This is a genomic window from Acinetobacter sedimenti, assembly GCF_022601685.1.
Classification (GTDB): Bacteria; Pseudomonadota; Gammaproteobacteria; order Pseudomonadales; family Moraxellaceae; genus Acinetobacter; species Acinetobacter sedimenti.
The window spans coordinates 117,640-138,813 of the sequence record NZ_JAKUML010000002.1 but is presented as its reverse complement, the minus strand read 5'-3'; the positions used below and the strand labels follow the sequence as shown (position 1 = coordinate 138,813).

Sequence of the window (21,174 nt, the reverse complement as noted above, 5' to 3'; positions counted from 1 at the left end):
TGTAATAAACGAATAAATTAAATTTCTAAAGATTCTAAACGAATTCGCACAATTTCGCCATGAATCGCAGGTAAGGCTTGGATTTGTGCAAGGGCTGCATCCATGATCGACTCTTTGATTGGATCGGTCAAAATCACGATCGGAATTAAATCTTTTAAGCGAGTTTGTTGCATGATCGCATCAATACTAATCCCTGCACGGCTCAAGATCGTGGTGACATCTGCAAGTACACCAGTTTCATCTTCGGCATTGACACGGATGTAGTAACCAGTGGTCATTTCTTCACGGCTAAGGATAGGCAAATCTGACAAGGCTTCAAAAGCAAAGTGCGGAATTGTCCCCGCACCATCTTCGGTATAGCTAATATCACGAACGATATCAATAATATCAGCAACGACGGCAGACGCTGTAGGTCCTGCACCTGCGCCCGCGCCATAATACAGTGTTGGACCAACGGCATTTGACTGGACGAGCACGGCATTTTTAACACCATTCACATTTGCCAAAAGTTCTTCTTCAGGAATCAGTGTTGGGTGTACACGAAGCTCAATGCCTGTTTCAGCACGACGTGCAATACCTAAGTGTTTGATACGATAGCCAAATTCTTCGGCATATTTGACATCTTGTGCAGTGATTTTGCTAATGCCTTCGGTGTAGACTTTGCTAAATTGCAGTGGCATACCAAATGCAATCGAAGCAAGCATGGCAAGCTTGTGTGCTGCATCAATGCCTTCCACATCAAAAGTCGGATCAGCTTCTGCATAGCCAAGCTCTTGTGCTTCTTTGAGCACATCGGCAAAAGCACGACCTTTTTCACGCATTTCTGTCATGATAAAGTTGCCTGTGCCGTTGATAATCCCTGCAACCCAATCAATGCGGTTTGCAGCCAAACCTTCACGGATCACTTTGATGATGGGAATACCACCTGCAACCGCCGCTTCATAAGCGATTTGCACGTTATTGTCATCCGCCGCTTTAAACAGTTCATTACCATGTTCTGCAAGTAATGCTTTATTTGCAGTGACAATATGCTTACCGTTTTTAATCGCTTCCAATAGCACTTCTTTGGCAGGATGAATACCGCCCATGACTTCGATCACGACATCCACATCAGACTGACGTGCGATATGAAGTAAATCTTCAGATTGTTGAATGCTTGGATCAAGATTTAAATCTGGACGAGGACGACGTGTGCCGACATGGGTAATTTGAATTTCTCGACCTGTGCGGCGTTTAATCTCTGCGGCGTTGATTTGTAATAATTCAAGAACGCCACCACCGACGGTACCCAAACCAAGTATAGCCAGACGAACTGGTTTCACGTCATACTCCAAAAAATTATTTAAAAATTGTTGAAATAATAGCGAAAAAGCGACCTAGACTCTAGCTTTAGATCGCTTTAGTTGCATTATTTTTTAGAAAGCTGATTTTAAAAATCAGCTTAGGAAAATTAGCGTTTTTCATTCAAGCGCTGTAACAGAGCATCAGGCTCAATGTAGCCTGCCAAATAACGGCCATCTTCACTGTAAATCGCAGGCGTACCATTGACCCCGATCTTCGTACCGAGCTGATACTGTGCCATCACAGGGTTTTGACACTCATTTGCCACGACTGGTAATCCTGAAATAACTGCATTAAATGCTGATTTACGATCTTCGCTACACCAAATGCTTTGCATCGTTGGGAAAAACTGCTCACCACGAGGCCAAGCGATATAGCGGACTTCCACGCCTTTGCTGTTAAATTCATCCATATGCTCATGCAACTTATGGCAATACGGACAGCTTGCATCGGTAAAGACATAGATCACATGCTTGGTTTTGCCTTTGGCAGGGTAGACGATTAAGTCTTCTTTTTTCAGTTTGGCAAATTCAGCTTTGTTATCACCTGCTTGCAAGTCTTCGCTGACATTATGAATTGCACTTTCACCAAGTCGAATCATGTCACCTTGAAAGATATATTTGCCATCGCTACTTGCTAACACCGCAGGGAAACCTTCTAAGGTTACCCAAAACCAGTTTGGAATCTCAGTGGCTTTGACATTGATGATTTTTGCTTTTAAGCCTGCTTTGTCAAAGTTGGCTTGTAAAGTGGTGATAAAGCGTTGTTGTGCATTGCGCTCAGTCAAAGTCGAGGCTTCGCCTGAAACAGGAGTAGTTGCGGTAATTTCATTATTACTAGACGACTCGGCATCTTTTTTTGAGCATGCCGTTACACTGAACAAGCTACCCATCAATACTGCGCTGAGCGCAAATTTCAACAATTGCATAAATTGCCTATGAATCAAATTCAAATTGGAATGACCGCATAATATAGCAAAAAGCAAGATCACTGCCTAGCAAATATACGATGTGAGAATGTGTGAGATGTTAACAGGCTGTACCTTAACCACGTGGGTGATGTTGTTTGTGCAGTTGTTGCATACGTGCCTGAGCAACATGGGTATAAATCTGAGTTGTAGATAAATTGGCATGCCCCAAAAGCATCTGCACCACCCGCAAGTCTGCACCATGATTGAGCAAGTGCGTGGCAAAGGCATGACGTAAAACGTGCGGTGAAATGTCTTGTTGAATATTGGCTTGCAGGGCATAGCGTTTGATTGCATACCAAAAGTTTTGGCGTGACATCACACCGCCATGTTGGGTGAGAAAGAGTGCATCGGTGGAATGTTTGTAAAGTTCAGGTCGTGCGTTTTGTAGATATTTTTTAATCCAATCAATGGCAATTTCACCAAGTGGCACAAGTCGCTCTTTGTTGCCTTTGCCTTTGATACGGACAAAGCCTTGCTCCAGATTCAGCATTTGGGTTTGCAAGCCAATCAGTTCACTGACACGGAGTCCACAGGCATACAACACTTCAAGCATGGTGCGGTCACGCAGTCCTAAAGCCGTTGAAGTGTCAGGCGCATCAATGAGTTGTTCGACTTCAACATTAGATAAATTTTTTGGTAATGGTCGCCCTTGACGTGGTGTTTTTTGCTCAGCCAATGGATCATCTTGGCGAATACCTGTTTCACGTAAAAACTTAAAAAACTGTCGTAATGCGGACATGGCACGTGCAATCGAACGAGGGCTTTTGTCTTGTTCGGTCAATTTTAACAAAACGGCTTGAACGTGTTCTGCGCTCCAATCAGGAATTGCCACGTCACTACATTTTGCACAGAGAATCAGATCAGATAGATAAGCATTACGAGTATGTACACTACTGCTATGGCTGATTAGATAATCCCGAAAACCCTGTAAATAGCTAAATTCTTGTGGAATGCTAACAGGGGTTGGTGTACGGACTTTTTTAGCATTCAGCATAATTGATTCAGCATAAAATAGTGTTCAATCGGAAAAATGAAGCGTATGAAGAATTGAGCGATGTAAAAAGTGTTCACTCAAAAAAAACAGGTTAAGAGAAAGTCAGAGTTAGTGCAATTCAAAATTTAAAAATTGCTTTTCACATTGAATAAAAACAAAGTGCATCAAAATTGTGCAAAAAAAGCAAGCATTCTTTCTCAAACTGTAATGGAAAAAATTCTCATTTATATTTATACTGTGTGATTAACATTTTACATCCATCCAAAAGGCTGTGCCGTGCGTTTATCTCAACTCAAATCCAATCAAATTGCTCGAATTACCCAAGTGCATCATCACTTGGTTCAAGAAGTTGCTGACGAAAAAGATGCGATCGCAACGCGTCTAACCAGTTTGGGCTTTGTTACAGGCGAAAAAGTTGAGGTGCTGACTCGTGGTATTTTTGGTGGAGAGCCATTGCTGATCAAGATCGGATTTACCCGATTTGCACTACGCAGTAATGAAGCAGAACGTATCGAAGTGGAATTAGTTTAAGGAACACGAGCATGAGCGAACAAACCATGAATGACATGCTACGTGTCGCCTTAGTCGGCAACCCAAACTGTGGCAAAACCTCACTCTTTAACCAACTAACAGGCACACGTCAGAAAGTCGCTAATTACGCAGGTGTGACGGTTGAGCGTAAAGAAGGGCATTTTAGTCTACCATCTGGTCGTAATGTGCGGGTTTTGGATTTGCCGGGTGCGTATAGCTTGGAAGCGACCAGTCCAGATGAGGCGATCACTCGTGATGTCTGTCAAGGCGTGCTGAAAAGTGAAGCCGAGCAAGATGCGCTATTAGTGGTCATTGATGTGACCAACTTAAAATTGCATTTGAATTTATTATTAGAAGTCGTGGCATTACAACGCCCAATGTTGATCGTCTTGAATATGATGGATGAAGCTCGTCGTCGTGGCATGCAGATTAACGCGCAAGCACTGTCTGAAAAGCTGGGTGTCAGTGTGGTTGAAACGGTTGCTGTACGCACAGGTGGCGTGCAAAATCTTTTAAATTCTTTAGATAAAAGTGACTTTAAAGTCCCGACCTATCAAGTACAGTCGAGCATTCACGATTCGATTGATGAGCTACTTGGCGTGACCGTGACTTCTGCTGTACAAGAAGATAGTCGCACCACGTTCCTCGACAAATTATTTTTACATCCTGTGTTGGGTTTGCTCAGTCTTGCAGTGCTGATGTTTGTGGTGTTCCAAGCGGTTTTTGCTTGGGCAGGTCCATTTATGGATGCCATTGAAACTTTCTTTGGTTGGCTTGGCGAAGTGATAGGTGCAAATATTTCGCATCCATTATTACAAAGTTTGGTGGTTGATGGGATTATCGGCGGTGCAGGTGGCGTGGTCGTATTCTTGCCACAGATTTTGATTTTATTCTTCTTTATTTTGATTTTGGAAGAATCGGGCTACTTGCCACGAGCTGCATTTCTGCTAGATAAGTTGATGTTTAAAGCAGGTTTAAGCGGTCGTGCCTTTATTCCATTGTTATCAAGCTTTGCCTGTGCGATTCCTGGGATTATGGCGACACGAACGATTAGTGATCCACGAGATCGTTTTACCACGATTTTGGTTGCACCGCTGATGACGTGTTCGGCACGTTTGCCTGTCTATGCCTTGTTGATCGCTGCATTTATTCCACAGCAGATGGTGGCAGGGATTTTCAATTTACAAGGTTTAGTGCTGTTTGGTCTGTATATGGCAGGCATTGTCAGTGCGTTGATTGTCAGTTATGTCGTCAAGTTGTTCCGCCGAGATAAGTCTGAGCATGCCTTAATGCTTGAGCTACCGAGCTATCGTATTCCTGATTGGAAAAATATTCTGATCGGTGTCTATGAGCGCGGCATGATCTTCTTAAAGCGTGTTGGTGGGATCATTTTTGCCTTGTCGATTTTGCTGTGGTTTTTGTGTACTTTCCCACAACCGCCTGCCGATGCGACCATGCCTGCGATTGATTATAGTTTTGCAGGGATGCTTGGACATTGGATGCAACCGTTCTTTGCGCCGATTGGTTTTAATTGGCAGATTTGTATTGCCTTGATTCCTGCGATGGCGGCACGTGAGGTTGCAGTGGCGGCACTCGGTACGGTGTATGCACTTTCAGGTGATGAAGATGCACAGGCAGAAGGTTTGGCAGCACTGATTAGTGCCGATGGTTCAGGTTGGTCATTGGCGACAGGTTTGGCATTGCTGGTGTGGTTCGTCTATGCACCACATTGTCTAGCGACCTTAGCAACGGTACGTCGTGAAACAGGCTCATGGCGCAATGTGGCGGTCATGACGGTGTATTTATTCGGTTTGGCATATTTGATGTCGTTCTTTGTTTATCAAATCGCCGTGCGTGTTTTTAATTTAGGTTAATTGGAAGTGAAAACTTTCACAGTACGATTTACCTAAACTCTGTTTGGAGAATGGTCATGGGAGAAAAATCATGATTGAGATGCTGATTATTACGCTACTGGTATTGTGGAGTGTGTTGGTCGTATTTAAAAAAGTTTTTCCAAATACGGCAAAGAAAACATTTTCTGCGCTTTCCAACTTTAGTCAGAATCGAGGATGGTCTACCCTTGCAAAATGGCTTGCACCTAAAGCGCCCGTTGGCTGTGGTGGCGGGTGTGGTTGTGATACCGAGAACGATCCAAGTGATGGAAAATCAGCCCAAAAAATTGAAATCCAAACGGTAAAATGGAAGTAGTTTTTGCAAATCTGTGAAAATAATCACAGATTTGTTTTGCACATTTCCTAATCTTGTTTACAATCTAAGCACTCTGTTGTGTTCACCTATAGCGAATCGTTGCGCTGAATTTCACCGACGATATAAAAAATTTGACATGAAAAAACTGCCACTGATCTTGATTATGATGAGTTTGTTCATATTCCAAAGTGCTTGGAATGTGGCAGCGGCATTTTGTCAGCATGAATCTGTCGATTTTTCACAAGTTCATAAAACGCATTTTGGGCATCATCAAGTCTTAGAAGAATGCCTAAGCCATACAGATCAAAGCCATTCGCATGATCAAGCCAAGCAGAGCAATGATACGCAAAACAAGCTCAGCGAAAATCAGCTGAACCTTTCCCAAGATCATCACGATCACTTGCCGTCGATGAATCATATTTTGATCCAAGACACACTTGCAGAGATTGTGCAGTCGAATGCGTTTCAGATGAGCCGTACACCACAGTTTGTTTGGAACAATCTATATCAATCTCCTGATCTAGGTTCGATCACGCCACCACCGCTTTCATCCCCGCTATAGGTGGGGTAGCCTCAACATTCCCACCACGACGTTTTTAACCGAGTTAAAAGCAGTTTCGTATTAAAAATAGTGGGAATACATATGAAAGTTTTCAAAGATCAAAGTCAAACCTATTCTTTAAAGGCATTGTGCATGGCTATGGCTGTAATCTGTGCATCGAATACTTATGCAGATAATACAGAGATACCAAGCGATTCGACGAAGAATCAATCCATTCAAGCTTCAATTTCAAATCAAAATGAACAGACTCATAGTCTGAGTCAGGCAATAGATCAAACACTACAATATCAGTTGCAAACAGGGTTATGGCAAACACAACAACAGATTGGTCAAGCCAATCTTGCACAAAGTCAACTGTGGCAAAATCCAAGTCTGAGCATTGAACAAACTGGTTTTGCTAATGATCAAGAACGTGAACTGAGTATTGGTATTGCTCAGCCTTTGGATATTTTCGGCGTGCGTCAGGCGAGACAAAATCTTGCAAAACTATCCAATGCGCAAATCGAACTCCATGAAAAGATCTATCGTGCCAAGCTCGAATTGATCGTCAGTTATCTCTGGTCGCAGGTGGTGATTGGCGAATTAGAGCATCAACTCACCGAGCAACAACTTGCTACCAGTCGTCAAATCTTGGATGCCACGCAAAAACGCTATCAAGCAGGCGCAATTGCGCAAGTCGATGTTGATCGTATCAAAATGAGTGTGCTTGCGGATGAACGTCAGGCACAGCAAGTTGCCCAGCAGTTGCAGACAGCCAAGCAGAATTTATCCGCACTTTGGGGCGAGCGATCTCTCGGTCAAAACATGATGAATGCTTCTGCATTATCTGTGGAAAATATCTTCCCAAAATGGTCGGAAGATCAAGTCCTAGCACAGTCGAAAAACAATTGGCTCACGCAAAATCTGCAACTGCAAAGCAAGCAAAGTTATGCCGAGCTTGCCATGCTCAAGTCAGCGGCTCGTCCTCAGCCCACTTTGCTATTGGGTATGACCCAAGACAAATCGCCTGAGCAAGAGAGCAACACTCGGCTCAATGTGGGCGTGGAAATTCCGCTGAATCTGTTTAATAGTAATCAGTATAAGTCAGCGATGGTGCAGGCAAAGCAAACTAGTCTTGCGCAACAACAACGCTATCAGCTTGAGCAAGCTGAGTTGAAGCTTCAAAGCTTGCTTGATCAGCTTGATGGATTGTCAACGCAATTTCAACAAATCGATCAAGTGCAAGTGCCTTTGGCAGAGCAAGTACAGCAGAAAGTGATGCTTGGCTTCCGAGCAGGAAAACTCTCCGTCACCGACGTACAGCAAGCGACGCAACAGTTACAACAAACCCGTCTGCAAAAAATCGATGTGCTTGGTCAAGCATGGCAAAGCTATATCGAACTGCAAAGTATCAGCCAAGGCTTTGCGTTGGAAGAAATCACCCAAGCCGATGCGCTACACAACATGAATCAAGCCTTTTGGCAGGCGATTCAAAATAATGAACTGATTGGGGCGGGAGAATAACAATGGAAATTCAAATGAAAAATTTAAACATGACAGCAAAAACATCGCAGTTTGGCAAAGTCTCTCAAGCGCTACTCATTGTACTGGTGATCGGCTTAACCGTGGCTGCGATTAGCGCATTTTTGTTATTTTCAAAACCTGACACCGCCTCAGAAGATAGTCATGGTCATGGTGCAGAAGAGGCGCATGCCGAAGAAGGACACGCTGACGAAAATCACGATGAAGAAGGGCATTCTGAAGGTGAAAATTCAGAAGATAGCCATTCAGGAGAATCGGCGACCGAAGAAGGGCATAGTGAAGGCGCAATCGAACTCACGACACAACAACTCCAACAGCAAGGTGTAACGATTGCCAGAACGAGCGTTGGTGTGGTGAATGAGACCACGACGGTACCTGCCATGCTGGTGACCAATACTGACCAACAAGCGCACGTTTCTTCGATGTTTTCAGGGCGTGTTGAATCGGTGAATGCTAATCTTGGACAACGTGTGGGCAAAGGTCAACGTTTGGCCACCATTGTGTCGCCTGATTTGGTTGGGCAACAGTCAAATGTACAACTGGCACAAAGCAATCTGCAACTTGCTCAACAAGAATACAACCGTGAAAAACAACTGTGGTCACAAGGTGTCTCGGCAAAGCAAGACTATCAACGTGCTGAAAACGCCTATCGTAAAGCGCAGATCGAGTTAAAAGTTGCGCAAAGTCAGATACAGGCATTAGGCGGGGCAAAAAGCTCGAATGGTCGCTATACCTTGACTGCGCCAATGTCTGGGGTGATCTCGAATAAAGACATTATGGTTGGTGAATACGTGCAACTTGCAGATCAACTCTTCGTGATTGATGAGCTGAGTCAGCTGTGGCTTGAGTTTGTTTTACCATCACAGCAAAACATTCAACTTGCGCCAAATCAGCAGATTGAATTTACTGCATTACAAAATGGTCAGACGTATCAAGCTCGGATTCAAACACTTGCCAGTCAAGCCGATCAAGCCACAGGGCGCTTACAAGTTCGTGCGGTGGTGTTGTCAAAAGACATGGCACTGCGTCCAAATCTGAAAGTCAGTGTGAATCTGCCGACCTCATCGAGCAAACAAGTGCTACGTGTACAGAAGCAAGCGGTACAACAGATTGATGGTAAAAATGTGGTGTTTGTAGCGACACAGCATGGAGATAATGTGGAGTTTTATCCACAAGAGATAGACTTAGGGAGCTTATCTACAGCACAGCAGTCAAGCGATCAACAATGGGTTGAAGTGCGTAAAGGATTAACAGCAAATCAAAGCTATGCCAGTCAAGGTAGCTTCTTGCTGAAATCTGAATTGGAAAAAGGAGAGGCGGCGCATGCACACTAATCCTGACTCCGAAACTCAAGACAAGAAAGCAATTCAAGATCAGCAAAAATCTAAAGATGACTTTCACGATTTGCCAATAGAAGGTTGGTTTGATCGGCTGATTGAATTTTCCATCAATAATGCCATTTGGGTAATGCTCTTTGTCGTAGTGTGGATCGTGGTCGGGGTATGGAGTTATCAAAAACTCCCGATCGATGCTGTACCTGACATTACCAATACCCAAGTGCAGATCAATAGCCAAGCGAATGGGTTTACTGCACTAGAGATGGAGCAACGGGTCACCTATCCGATTGAAACCGCCATGGCAGGCATGCCAAAGCTGGAATATACCCGCTCGATTTCACGTTATGGTTTGTCGCAAGTCACCATTGTCTTTGAAGATGGTACGGATATCTATTGGGCAAGACAGCAAATCAATCAACGTCTACAAGAGGCGCAGGGTGATTTGCCTGAACAAGTCGAAACCAAAATGTCACCGATCTCCACAGGATTGGGTGAGATTTATCAATGGGTGTTACTCGCAGAGCCTAATGCGAAAAAAGACGATGGCACACCATACACGGCGATGGATTTACGAGAGTTGCAAGATTGGGTGGTGCGTCCACAGCTACAACGTGTTGAAGGTGTGGCGGAGATCAACAGCATCGGTGGCTTTAATAAAACCTATGTGGTGTCGCCAGATTTTAATACCATGCAACAACTGCAAATCAGTCTTGACGATTTGCAAACTGCGTTGTCAGACAATAATGAAAATCGTGGTGCAGGCTTTATCGAGGAAAATGGTCAGCAAATTACCGTGCGTGTACCGGGGGCATTGGGCTCGGTCGAGGATATTGCAAATGTGGTGGTGAGTGAGCGTCCGGGTGTGCCGATTCGAGTAGCTGACATCGCCTCGGTGTCGATCGGTCATGATCTGCGTACAGGTGCTGCAACCTACAACGGTGAAGAAACCGTGTTGGGTGTGGCAATGATGATGATGGGCGAAAATAGCCGTAGCGTCGCCATTGATCTCGATCAAAAAGTCAAAGAAATTCAACAGTCTTTACCCAAAGGCGTGAGGATCGAAACGGTCTATAACCGTACCACACTGGTGGAAAAAGCCATTGCAACGGTGCAGAAAAACCTTGTCGAAGGGGCGATCTTAGTCATCGTCATTTTGCTTATTTTCCTTGGGAATTTCCGTGCAGCATTAATTACCGCCTGCGTGATTCCACTGTCGATGCTATTTACCTTAACAGGCATGGCAGAGCAAAAAGTCAGTGCCAACTTAATGAGTTTGGGCGCACTGGATTTCGGGATTATCGTCGATGGTGCGGTGGTGATCGTGGAAAACTGTATCCGACGACTCGCAGAACAGCAAAAGCATCTTGGCAGAATCCTGACACGACAAGAGCGCTTTAAAGAAGTCTTCCTCGCTGCAAAGCAAGCTCGCCGTCCGCTGATCTTTGGTCAAACCATTATCATGGTGGTGTATTTGCCCATCTTCGCTTTGACAGGTGTAGAGGCCAAACTGTTCCACCCAATGGCATTTACCGTGGTGCTTGCGCTACTTGGTGCGATGATTCTTTCTGTGACTTTCGTCCCTGCGGCGGTGGCATTATTCGTCACAGGTGAAGTGAAAGAAAAAGAAAGTCGTTGGATGGCGTGGTTAAAAAATCGTTACTTGGCGATTTTGGACTGGGCGTATCAATTTAAATATTTCGTCGTGGCGACCGTGAGCTGTGTACTGGTTTTTACCGCAGTGCTGTTTAGCCAAATGGGCAGTGAGTTTGCACCGCAGTTGCAAGAGGGCGACTTTGCGGTACAACAATTGCGTGCGCCAAGTACAGGTTTAGATCAGTCCTTGATCATGCAGGAAAATACTGAAAAGTTGCTCCTGAAAGAATTTCCTGAAATCAAAGCCGTATTCTCTCGCACAGGGACGGCAGAAGTCGCCACTGACGTGATGCCACCGAATATTTCTGATGGTTTTATTATCTTAAAACCAAAGTCTGAATGGGAAAATTCGAAACAAAGCCTCGATGATTTACGCAATCGGATGCAGGCTTTCCTTGCCACTTTGCCGGGGAATAATAGTGAATTTTCACAGCCGATTGAGCTACGTTTTAACGAGTTAATCTCAGGTGTGCGTAGTGATATTGGGGTCAAACTATTTGGCGATGATATGGAAGTGCTTGGTACAGAGGCAGAGAAAATCGCTGATAAAATCAAGCAAATCTCAGGTGCATCAGCGGTCAATGTTGAGCAAATATCGGGTTTACCACTACTCAATGTGGCGGTGAATCGTGATCTCGCAGGGCAGTACGGACTATCGAGTCGTGATATTCAAGACATCGTATCGGCAAGTATTGGTGGTGAAAATGTCGGGCAAATGCTACAAGGCGATCGCCGTTTTGACCTCGTGGTGCGCCTTGATGATGCACAGCGCACTGTGGCGCAATTGGCGCAACTACCGATTGCATTGCCGAATGGTGGTTTAATCCAACTGCAAGATGTGGCAGAGGTCGAAAATATCATGGGTATCAACCAAGTCAGTCGTGAAAATGGTAAAAGACGAATTGTCATTACAGCCAATGTCGAAGGACGTGATCTCGGTTCATTTGTGGCAGAGATACAAAGTACCTTATCCAAGCAAGAGTTGCCGTCAGGCTATTGGCTTGAGTACGGCGGTCAGTTTGAAAATCTCGCTTCGGCAAAAGCTCGCATGCAGATCGTGATTCCATTGGCATTGATCATGATCTTTGTTTTGCTCATGGCGGTATTTTCCAATGTCAAACAAAGCCTATTGGTCTTTATGGGCGTACCGTTTGCCTTGACTGGGGGTGTGGTGGCGCTGTGGCTTCGTGATATTCCGCTCTCCATGTCGGCAGGTGTTGGCTTTATCGCCTTGTCAGGTGTGGCGGTGCTGAATGGTTTGGTGATGCTCAGCTTTATGCGGGAGCTTCGAGAGCAAGGCATGTCGATCGTTGAGGCAACGTGGCAAGGGGCAATCCTGCGCTTACGTCCTGTGTTAATGACGGCGTGTGTGGCATCGTTTGGCTTTATTCCGATGGCGATTGCCACTGGGACAGGTGCAGAAGTTCAGCGACCATTGGCAACGGTGGTGATCGGGGGAATTATTTCCTCAACCTTACTGACTTTGGTGGTGTTGCCTGTGTTCTATCGTTGGATGAATACTAAAAAACATAGCAAGGAAACTTTATAAGACCAAATCCACCTTGCGAAGAATGTTAAATTTCTTGCAAGGTGGAGCTAGGAATAAATTTAAATAACTTGAAATAAAATAATGATTTGTTAAATCTGAAGGAGATGTTATTTTACTGGGTAGGTTCATACAGAAACAGTCTGAATACGGTTTTCTAACTCCTATACATACTTAGTGAAGTCAAAAAATTATAAGGTGATCTTGAAATGACTGAAGTAAAAATATTTTTAAGTTATTGTCATGAAGATGATGAGTATAAAAATAAATTCTTGAAGTATATAAAACCAATTTTAAGTAGCTATCAAGTTGAACTTTGGCATGACGGTGAAATTTTAACAGGTGAGTCTTTAAACGAATCTATACGAAATGCACAAGAAAAAAGTTCTATATTTGTATGCCTGATTAGTTCGGATTATTTAGCATCAGATTACTGTATTGAAAAAGAGTTAAAGTATGCATTGGATCAACGTCAAGTTGGAAAAGCAAATATATTTCCAGTGATTTTGAGAAAGTGTAACTGGGATCATACGGTCTTTTCAGATTTAAAATGTCAACCAAAAGATGCTCAACCTATAGTCAAGTGGGATGATGAAGATGATGTTTATACCGATGTTTCTGACGAGTTGGCAAAGTTAATAAAAAATATGCAACATGAATTAGAAAAAAAAAATTCATTTAGCGTGGTCACTAAGAGTGTAGAAACAACTTCGTATCAAAGCTATCTAAATGACTTAGGAATAGTTATTAAGCATGCAAAAAAAGACTTTTTAAGTTTGAATGATATTTTTATTTATCCTGATATAAAATGTGTTGATGATAATAATGCAATAAATAAATATAAGTGGAGTGTTAAAGAGATAGTTGAAAAATATGATTTTTTATACTTTCTAGGGGGGGAGGAGTCAGGCAAGACATCTTTGATGAAGAGGCTAGCAAGTGATTATTTGGACAGTGGTTACTATCCAGTCACAGTGAATTTTGAAAATAATAGAACAACTGAACTTGAAAAACTGATTAGTATATTTAATGAAAAATATGGCTTAAATTTTCAATTGAGTAAAGAAAAAACAATTTTATTGATTGATGATTTTTCAAAATTAAACTTAAAAGACTCATATTTGGATGATTTCTTAAGAAAAGTCACAGATTCCTGTTTTAAGGTTTTTATATTCGTAGATAAAAGTAAATTTTTTATGAATAGCAATAAGTATCTTAAATATAAATTTCAAGAAGTAGAAATACTCAATTTTGGATATGCAAAAAGAAACGAACTCTATAAAAAATGGTATGAAATAGGTGAAGACAATGAAATCATTAAAATAGATAATGTGATGTATAAGAAAGTTGATGCTTTGGCAAGTCATTTTGATACTTTAATGAAAAAAAACATCATGGATTCTAGACCAATTTATATTCTTACAATAATACAAACCCTAGAAAATATGAGTACTGGCAATAATTATCAGCTTACATCTTATGGTCAGTGCTATTATGTATTACTTACAGGGATGTTGAAGAAAGCAAAAATATCCTTAACAAACGATTTGGATGGAATTTTAAATTTTTTATCATATTTGGCATATTATTTGTTTTCTCATAATTTAGAGTATTTTTCGGATGAGGAGTTGAAAATAATAATATTTGAATACGATAAGAAGTATATATCTCCGAGAAATATTAAAGATGTTTTATTTGATTCTGGAGTTATTGTTTATGGGAATGATCTGAATATGAAATTCTCGCAAAAATACTTATATTATTTTTGCTGTGCAAAGCATTTAGCTGATAATGCTATTGAGTTAAACCCTGAAATAATTTCTTTATGCAAAAATATGCATAACGAAAATAAAGCTAATATATTGATATTTTTGGTTCATCACTTACGCTCAACAAACATCCTTCAAGAAATTCTTAGCCATGCTATATGTTTAATGGATGGTGTGAGATCATTTGATATGGATTTAGATGCTATTAAGGATTTTAAAGGTTTGCTTGGAGAGGAAATTCAAAAAATAGTATATGAAGATAAGAATTCAGAAGAGCAAAGAGAATTACTGTACAGAAAAATGGATGCAGATGAAGACTCTGATTTTATAAACTTCACATCTCATGAAGATAAAATTGAAATAACAAAAGATAGTCTAAGTGAATCTTTGGATTTTACACTTTTTCAACAAGCTACATCCTCTATCAAAAGTATAGAGGTATTAGGTCAAATTGCCAAGAATAGGCATTCTTCGATCAATAGAGATGATCTAAAAGATATTCTAATGGTTGGGTATGACAATGGGCTTAAAGTTCTTAACTTTTATTTAAATATTTTTAAAGATGCTGAAAGTGATTTAAAAGAATTTATAAAATCCATTATATCTGAGAAAGAAAAAATATCAGGTGATGATGCAGTAAAAATTGCAGAAAAAATAATACACCAAGTTTGTTTTAGTATTTGTATGTATATAATACAATTGGTTTCTAAATCTACAGCACATTCTCAATTATTAGAAATATCAGAAAACCTCGTAGATCAAAAAAATACACCTGCCTATAATCTAATAAATTTATATTCTAGATTAATTATACAAAAAGATATTCCAAAATCATTAATTAAGAAAATAAAAAAAGAAAATGAAAGCAACACCTTGGTTTATTCTTTAATGCGTCAATTGGTGGTTGGGCATCTGTATCTTCATGAGGTGGAATACAAAGATAAGCAGTGGATACAGGATAATTTAAATATTAAAGTCAGAGATCAAATCAGAGCTACAACAAACACCGCTTTAAAGCAAATAAATTAAACAATTATGAAGCTTCAATTTTATTAGTACTATTTTTGAGCGATGGTTTAATGTGTGTTCAACGTTAAGCGACGATGCAATGAAAATTGATTCAATGTAAATAATTGTAGGTAGAACTAGCGGAAACAATTCTTTTTATTGTATTTTATGGTGAACGACAAATACCCTTTTGTCGTCAGCTCTTTGGATGGAACCAAATTTTTCTATGAACATTCTCATTGTTGATGATCATCCCTTATTTCGACATGCTTTGATCCAAGCGGTTCGATATAATCTGCCACAAGCTTCGATTAGTGAAACGGCATCCGTTGCCGAGTTGTACCAACGCCTAGAAACAGGTGCAGAGCCTGATTTGGTGTTGCTCGATTTACATTTGCCGGGTGCATCGGGTTTTTCTGCTTTGGTGCATGTGCGTTCGCAGTTTCCGACGATTCCGATCATCGTCGTATCGGCACATGAAGAAGCCAATATTATTCAGCGTTCGATTGCGCATGGTGCGATGGGCTATATCCCAAAATCTGCGCCACCTGCCAATATTGGCGAAGCGATCAAAGCGGTTTTAGAGGGTGATATTTGGTTGCCACCAAACTTGGCGCATCATCCGAATGATCCACGTGCAGCCAGTGAAACCGAACTCGCTGATAAGATTCAGTCGCTGACGCCACAGCAGTTCCGTGTTTTGATGATGGTGGCGGAAGGTTTGTTGAATAAGCAAATTGCTTATGAGCTAGATGTATCAGAAGCGACGATTAAGGCGCATGTCACGGCGATCTTCCGTAAGCTTGGCGTACAAAATCGTACGCAAGCGGTTTTAGCGATTGGGGCATTGACCATCGAAGAGCCGAAGTTCTAAAAATATTCTTCGTATTTTTTTACTGTCATGGCTAAATGATATATTTAGATTAGTAAATTCAGTTGTTTATAAGCTTTATTCCCGTATTAAAAAACAACGCACCACCTTTGGCAGTGCGATGTTTTTTATGAGATTGGTGACTTCGTCCCCAAACCCCTTAACGCATTTAAATTCAATCATTCATTTAAACAAGGCAGCTTTTACACAAGATAGTCTTGTTTTGCACGTTGATCAGCACAGTTTAGCGGATTCATTGCACATTCCAGTTCGTCGATTTGCGCTTCAGTCACCAAGCCTTTTTCAATAAAGAATTGTGCCACTTGCTCATCTTGCATACTCAGGAACACTGGGTCATAGACACCAAGCTGACTAAACAATAGTGCCGTTTCTAAGCAGTTAAAACGATCCAAATACACGCTGTCTTCATAAATCAAGAATAAATGTTCATTCTTAGACTCGCTATCGACACGCAGCGCTTTGGCAAGCGTATCAGGTTTGGTTTTGATCCAAAGCAAGTCAGATAGCTCATCGAACTGTACAAGGTCAATGCCAAGCTGACCAGTTTTGACCAAGCCCAGCCACACTTTAAACACGAGCACCGCACCACCACGAAGCAACATGCTCCAAATCTGATGGCGTGTATCATGATCAAGGTCTTCGGCAGCATTGCTGAGAATTTCGATAAAGCGTTCTTCTTGTTTTGCCAGCTGATCAAATAGTCCTAAACCTTGTGGGTGAAATGCTGCAGGGGCAAACACATCAAAGTTGAGGCGTTTAAAGACGGTGAGTGCAAGTGGAATCGCACTTTGATAAATCGTATCTAATGCCGTGATTTGCGCAGGGGTGAGCTGTTGCTGTGCAGAGAGGCTCTGCCAGTCGATCGTCGGCAAGATTGAGTTTTCTGCATATTGACGTTGTAAGCTTTGCATTGCATCAGGGTGATGATTTGGAGAGATATACATGGGGTCGTCCTGCTAATCATAATGAATTGGATGTCTTAATTGTTGTGTTTGAAAAAAGTCAATAATATTAGACTAAAGTATGAACTACGTATTTTCGAGTATTTTAATATTTTGAAATCATTAACTTAGTATAATTGTAAGAAAGTGTACAATTGTTCACTTAAGTAAAGAAGCACTTTTGCCATATCTAAGCTTAAAAAATTGCTCAAACAACGGATTTGTTGATTGGATCGACAGAAGTGCTGAACAAAAATGTCATTACTCAGCACTTTTATCGATGATTCATGGATTTTGCAGTTTAATACTTGATAAGAATGCTCGAAGTGCAGCAGGTTTCAGTGGTTTTTTCAGTAAGGCAATGTTCATTGCTTTAAGCTTTTCAGGTAGATTAGGGTCACTATCTGCGGTGATCAGTGCCGTTGGAATATGCTTTTGCTGATGGCTTTGGATAAAGTCCAGTCCATATTGCTCATCATTGAGATGTTGATCAATCAGCCATACATGGATTTCATTGTTATTCATCACCTCTAAAGCTTGGGAAGTATCTAATGCGGTATAGACTTGATAGCCCCATTTTTGCAGTAAATTTTGCATACCATCTAATATGGTTGGATCATTGTCCAAGCATAAGATATTTAGAGATTTTTGTGGTGCGATGAAGTTGCTTGGCGTTGCTTGTTGTATCGCAGGTGCCACCACCGTCGGTACTTCTAAGATAAAGCTTGAGCCTTTACCGACTTGAGAGTTGACTTGGACTAGATAGCGCAGTTGATTGGTCATACGCTCGACGATGGCAAGCCCTAGTCCCAAGCCTTGCTCACCCCACGGTGATTCATGCCCACCACGTTCGAACTCTGTAAACAATTTATGCTGTTGCGCTTCAGGAATCCCAGGTCCTGTATCCCAAACCCCAATACGAATATGACCGTCTTGATTAGCACTGCGTAACACACCGACGACTACACGGCCTGAAGCTGTATAGCGCAAGGCATTGCTGACAAAGTTCTGTAATATACGACGTATCCACTGCGGGTCTGTATCAATCCAAAAGTGCGTATCATAAATGTGAAGCTCAATCTGACGTTGCTCTGCGATCGCACTGAACTGTAATCGCAGATCACTGAGTAAATCTTGCAGATTATAAGCACGTCGATTTGGCTTGATCGAGCCACCTTCGAGTTTGGCAATATCGAGCAGCGCAGAGAGCATACTTTCTGCACCAAACAAGGCACGATCGAGTTGTTCCAAAGTTTTTTGATCATCAGCGTGAAAAGCACTTTGTTCTAATGCTGCACTAAATAGTCGTGCGGCGTGCATCGGTTGCAAGAGGTCGTGACTTGCTGCCGCAAGGAAGCGACTTTTTGATTTATTGGCTTGGTCTGCTTGTTGTAGCGCAAGATGTTGTTCATCTAAGGCGTGTTCAAGCTGTGCAGTACGCTCACTGACACGTGCTTCAAGGATGGCTTCATTTTCACGGAAAGCGGTAATGTCTGCATAAGTGGTGACAAAGCCACCGCCTTGGATTGGATTACCTCGCATCTGAATGACTCGACCATCTTCTCGAATTCGCTCAAACTCGTGCGCACTGCCTTGTTTCATCCAGTTGATGCGTTTATTGACATGTTCTTCAACTTCACCTGGACCGCATTCTCCACGCTCTGCATTGTATCGAATCAGATCGGCAACAGGGCAACCGACGTAGACCAACTCTTTAGGATAATCAAACAGCGTCAGATATTGGCTATTCCATGCAACGAGGCACATATTGGCATCCACCACACTTACACCTTGCGTCATATGGTCGATCATGGTCATGATCAGATTTTGATTAAAGCGTTGCCACTGTGAAGCTTGGTCGAGAATATTCGCCACTTGTCCAAGCGCCAAACCATTATCTACCAGTGCCGTAGTCAACAGGGTACGTGCCGAAGCTGTACCAATCGCACTGGCTAAAAACTGCTCGCTAAATCGCCACCATATGCCATTGGCAAGTTGTTGTGGATCTAGGTAAAGCATTTGCTGTCGTGCGAATTGCTCAAAGGCGTTCTTGGTGCTTCGCTCCCCTGCGATACGAGAACACAGTGCGATCAGATCGGCGATTTTTAAACGAGAAACCTGTTCATTAGCGAGATATTTGAGATTCGATACGGTTTCTACCGCTGTACTATGCGTTGGTGCTGTGGGTACAGTTGGTAAGGGTTTTGCATCGTAGAAGAAAAAACTTTCCGCTTGGATTTGCTCTGCCACACTCGGACGATACCGCCGTGAGAATCTGTAGTAGCAAAACATATTTGCACCCAAAGACCACAGTACGCCATGCGTAAGCGGTGCAAGTGAGCTAAAACCAAATAAGGCTTCAGGTCGTAGCCACGCTTGATGATAAAGACCATGATCAAGAATATGCTGTCCCCAAGCAAGATATTCAGTTGGTAAACTGCGTAACACGGTTGGCATGAGTAGGGTATAGACCCAAACGGTAAAACCCACAATCAAACCGATATAAACACCTTGCTTACTACCACTACGCCAATAAAGACCACCAATCAATGCAGGAGCAAACTGTGCCACCGCACTAAAGGCAAGCAAGCCGAACACAGAGAGTTGATTGATATCTGCAAAGAAATGATAAAAAGAAAAACCGAGTAGCATCACAGCAAGAATGGATATTCGACGCACCAATTTCAACATCTGTGGCATACGTGGATCATGACGAGAGATGATGTTAAAACGCCACAACACAGGCATGATCAAGTCGTTACTGAGCATGATCGATAAGGCAACAGAAGATACCAGTAGCATCCCCGTTGATGCAGAAAATCCACCTAAGAATGCAAGTAAAGTGAGCCAATCATTACCATAGCTCATCGGGAGCATTAACACAGCAGCATCAGCAACAGGAAGTACATTGCTCGGTGCATGAATCGCCCAACTGGCAAGTGGAATAATCGCCAAAATGGTGAGAATCAAATACGCACCAAACCAATGCCGTGCGCCATTGATGTGGTTTTCATCTTTCAGCTCAACCACAGCGACGTGGAACTGACGAGGTAGACAAATCATTGCCAATGCAGCAAGTAGCGTCTGAATCCAAAAAGTATCAGGCACACCGACTTGTTGTACAAGATTGACCGTTTCAGCAACGTCACGACTGACTTGATGCAGATTGTCTTTTGATGCAAATAAAAAGAACACTGCCACAGCGATCAACGCAAATAGTTTGACAAAAGACTCGAACGCCACAGCAAGCATTAAACCGCCGTGTTGTTCGGTATTGGCGATGCGCCTTGTCCCAAACAACATGGCGAGAATGGCAAGCAGACCAGTCAACAGCAAGACGCTATTGGTCACAGCAAATGGGCTACTGTGTTGCTCAAGAATGATATTGGTACTCATGGCGATGGCACGCAGTTGCAATGCCAAATAAGGCAAAATTGCCAAGACCGCAAGTAAAGTCACCAATGTCGCAAGCGAGCCCATCTTGCCATAACGTGCTGCAATAAAATCGGCGATCGAGGTCACAGTATGATACTGACGGACACGTCCCAAACGTCGCCAGATATCATAGCCAAAAATCAAAAAAAGTAGCGGACCGAGGTAGATCGGCAGATAGATAATACCATCACGTGCAGCCGCACCAGTTGCGCCATAAAAGGTCCAAGATGAGCAATAGACCCCGAGTGTTAGACTAAAGAGAATCATCCGACCACGAGGGCTCAATCGACTGGCATGGCGTTCACCATAAAAAGCGCACGCAAATAAAATAAGTACGTAAATAGCTAATATGCCTAGAATTAATCCTGCATTCATCCGTGCTTCGCCGAGTCTGATTCCACTACATCATACCTGAAATTTGCACAAAAACGTGCCTGTATACTGTTGAAATCTCGACCAAAGTCTA

General features: G+C 42.4%; 14 protein-coding genes. 9 read left to right on the top strand and 5 right to left on the bottom strand.

Features of this window, described 5'->3' with window-relative positions:
* Positions 1-17 precede the first annotated feature (17 nt).
* The 3 genes from MKI79_RS01710 to xerD form a co-directional block, all read right to left on the bottom strand.
* A complete protein-coding gene (locus tag MKI79_RS01710) occupies positions 18-1,322 on the bottom strand; it encodes a homoserine dehydrogenase (protein ID WP_241570342.1) in 1,305 nt (434 codons plus the stop codon).
* 128 nt (positions 1,323-1,450) lie between these two features.
* Positions 1,451-2,269: a DsbC family protein gene (locus tag MKI79_RS01705; protein ID WP_241570341.1), complete on the bottom strand. Its 819-nt coding sequence runs from the start codon at positions 2,267-2,269 to the stop codon at positions 1,451-1,453.
* A gap of 115 nt (positions 2,270-2,384) precedes the next feature.
* Positions 2,385-3,305 carry a site-specific tyrosine recombinase XerD gene (xerD, locus tag MKI79_RS01700; protein ID WP_241570340.1) on the bottom strand — a complete coding sequence of 307 codons (921 nt, stop codon included), beginning with the start codon at positions 3,303-3,305 and terminating at the stop codon, positions 2,385-2,387.
* Between the two features lie 276 nt (positions 3,306-3,581).
* Here xerD and MKI79_RS01695 point away from each other — a divergent pair, with 276 nt between their 5' ends.
* The 9 genes from MKI79_RS01695 to MKI79_RS01655 all read left to right on the top strand — a co-directional run bounded on the left by MKI79_RS01695 (position 3,582) and on the right by MKI79_RS01655 (position 16,314).
* Entirely contained in the window at positions 3,582-3,836 is a 255-nt protein-coding gene (locus MKI79_RS01695; protein WP_241570339.1) for a FeoA family protein, read from the top strand.
* A gap of 26 nt (positions 3,837-3,862) precedes the next feature.
* Positions 3,863-5,710, top strand: coding sequence for a ferrous iron transporter B (gene feoB / locus MKI79_RS01690; RefSeq protein WP_241570404.1), 1,848 nt, complete (start codon positions 3,863-3,865; stop codon positions 5,708-5,710).
* Positions 5,711-5,780: 70 nt separating this feature from the next.
* On the top strand, positions 5,781-6,044 hold the full coding sequence (locus MKI79_RS01685) for a DUF6587 family protein (protein WP_241570338.1): 264 nt from the start codon (positions 5,781-5,783) through the stop codon (positions 6,042-6,044).
* A 136-nt stretch (positions 6,045-6,180) separates the two neighbouring features.
* Positions 6,181-6,606, top strand: coding sequence for a cation efflux protein, CzcI-like (locus MKI79_RS01680; protein ID WP_241570337.1), 426 nt, complete (start codon positions 6,181-6,183; stop codon positions 6,604-6,606).
* Positions 6,607-6,738: 132 nt separating this feature from the next.
* On the top strand, positions 6,739-8,109 hold the full coding sequence (locus tag MKI79_RS01675) for a TolC family protein (RefSeq protein ID WP_241570336.1): 1,371 nt from the start codon (positions 6,739-6,741) through the stop codon (positions 8,107-8,109).
* A gap of 14 nt (positions 8,110-8,123) precedes the next feature.
* The gene (locus tag MKI79_RS01670; protein ID WP_241570335.1) at positions 8,124-9,461 is read left to right on the top strand and encodes an efflux RND transporter periplasmic adaptor subunit; all 1,338 of its coding nucleotides are present in this window, start codon (positions 8,124-8,126) and stop codon (positions 9,459-9,461) included.
* Positions 9,451-12,666: an efflux RND transporter permease subunit gene (locus MKI79_RS01665; RefSeq protein WP_274619058.1), complete on the top strand. Its 3,216-nt coding sequence runs from the start codon at positions 9,451-9,453 to the stop codon at positions 12,664-12,666. Before MKI79_RS01670 ends, MKI79_RS01665 begins: the two co-directional genes overlap by 11 nt.
* A gap of 206 nt (positions 12,667-12,872) precedes the next feature.
* A complete protein-coding gene (locus MKI79_RS01660; RefSeq protein ID WP_241570334.1) occupies positions 12,873-15,461 on the top strand; it encodes a TIR domain-containing protein in 2,589 nt (862 codons plus the stop codon).
* 205 nt (positions 15,462-15,666) lie between these two features.
* Complete coding sequence (locus MKI79_RS01655; protein WP_241570333.1) at positions 15,667-16,314, top strand: response regulator transcription factor; 648 nt, start codon at positions 15,667-15,669, stop codon at positions 16,312-16,314.
* Between the two features lie 200 nt (positions 16,315-16,514).
* Here the strand turns inward: MKI79_RS01655 and MKI79_RS01650 are convergent, their stop codons facing one another.
* Together MKI79_RS01650 and MKI79_RS01645 are read right to left on the bottom strand one after the other, a co-directional pair.
* Positions 16,515-17,276, bottom strand: a complete 762-nt coding sequence (locus MKI79_RS01650) for a hypothetical protein (protein ID WP_241570332.1) — start codon at positions 17,274-17,276, stop codon at positions 16,515-16,517.
* A 282-nt stretch (positions 17,277-17,558) separates the two neighbouring features.
* On the bottom strand, positions 17,559-21,083 hold the full coding sequence (locus MKI79_RS01645; protein ID WP_241570331.1) for a PAS domain-containing hybrid sensor histidine kinase/response regulator: 3,525 nt from the start codon (positions 21,081-21,083) through the stop codon (positions 17,559-17,561).
* Positions 21,084-21,174 lie beyond the last annotated feature (91 nt).

What these genes read in the sequence shown, in the direction of transcription:
- MKI79_RS01705 (WP_241570341.1), bottom strand. Translation starts at nt 2,269, where the DNA reads ATGCAATTGTTGAAATTTGCGCTCAGCGCAGTATTGATGGGTAGCTTG.
- xerD (WP_241570340.1), bottom strand. Translation starts at nt 3,305, where the DNA reads ATGCTGAATGCTAAAAAAGTCCGTACACCAACCCCTGTTAGCATTCCA.
- feoB (WP_241570404.1), top strand. Translation starts at nt 3,863, where the DNA reads ATGAATGACATGCTACGTGTCGCCTTAGTCGGCAACCCAAACTGTGGC.
- MKI79_RS01685 (WP_241570338.1), top strand. Translation starts at nt 5,781, where the DNA reads ATGATTGAGATGCTGATTATTACGCTACTGGTATTGTGGAGTGTGTTG.
- MKI79_RS01680 (WP_241570337.1), top strand. Translation starts at nt 6,181, where the DNA reads ATGAAAAAACTGCCACTGATCTTGATTATGATGAGTTTGTTCATATTC.
- MKI79_RS01675 (WP_241570336.1), top strand. Translation starts at nt 6,739, where the DNA reads ATGGCTATGGCTGTAATCTGTGCATCGAATACTTATGCAGATAATACA.
- MKI79_RS01670 (WP_241570335.1), top strand. Translation starts at nt 8,124, where the DNA reads ATGAAAAATTTAAACATGACAGCAAAAACATCGCAGTTTGGCAAAGTC.
- MKI79_RS01665 (WP_274619058.1), top strand. Translation starts at nt 9,451, where the DNA reads ATGCACACTAATCCTGACTCCGAAACTCAAGACAAGAAAGCAATTCAA.
- MKI79_RS01660 (WP_241570334.1), top strand. Translation starts at nt 12,873, where the DNA reads ATGACTGAAGTAAAAATATTTTTAAGTTATTGTCATGAAGATGATGAG.
- MKI79_RS01655 (WP_241570333.1), top strand. Translation starts at nt 15,667, where the DNA reads ATGAACATTCTCATTGTTGATGATCATCCCTTATTTCGACATGCTTTG.
- MKI79_RS01650 (WP_241570332.1), bottom strand. Translation starts at nt 17,276, where the DNA reads ATGTATATCTCTCCAAATCATCACCCTGATGCAATGCAAAGCTTACAA.
- MKI79_RS01645 (WP_241570331.1), bottom strand. Translation starts at nt 21,083, where the DNA reads ATGAATGCAGGATTAATTCTAGGCATATTAGCTATTTACGTACTTATT.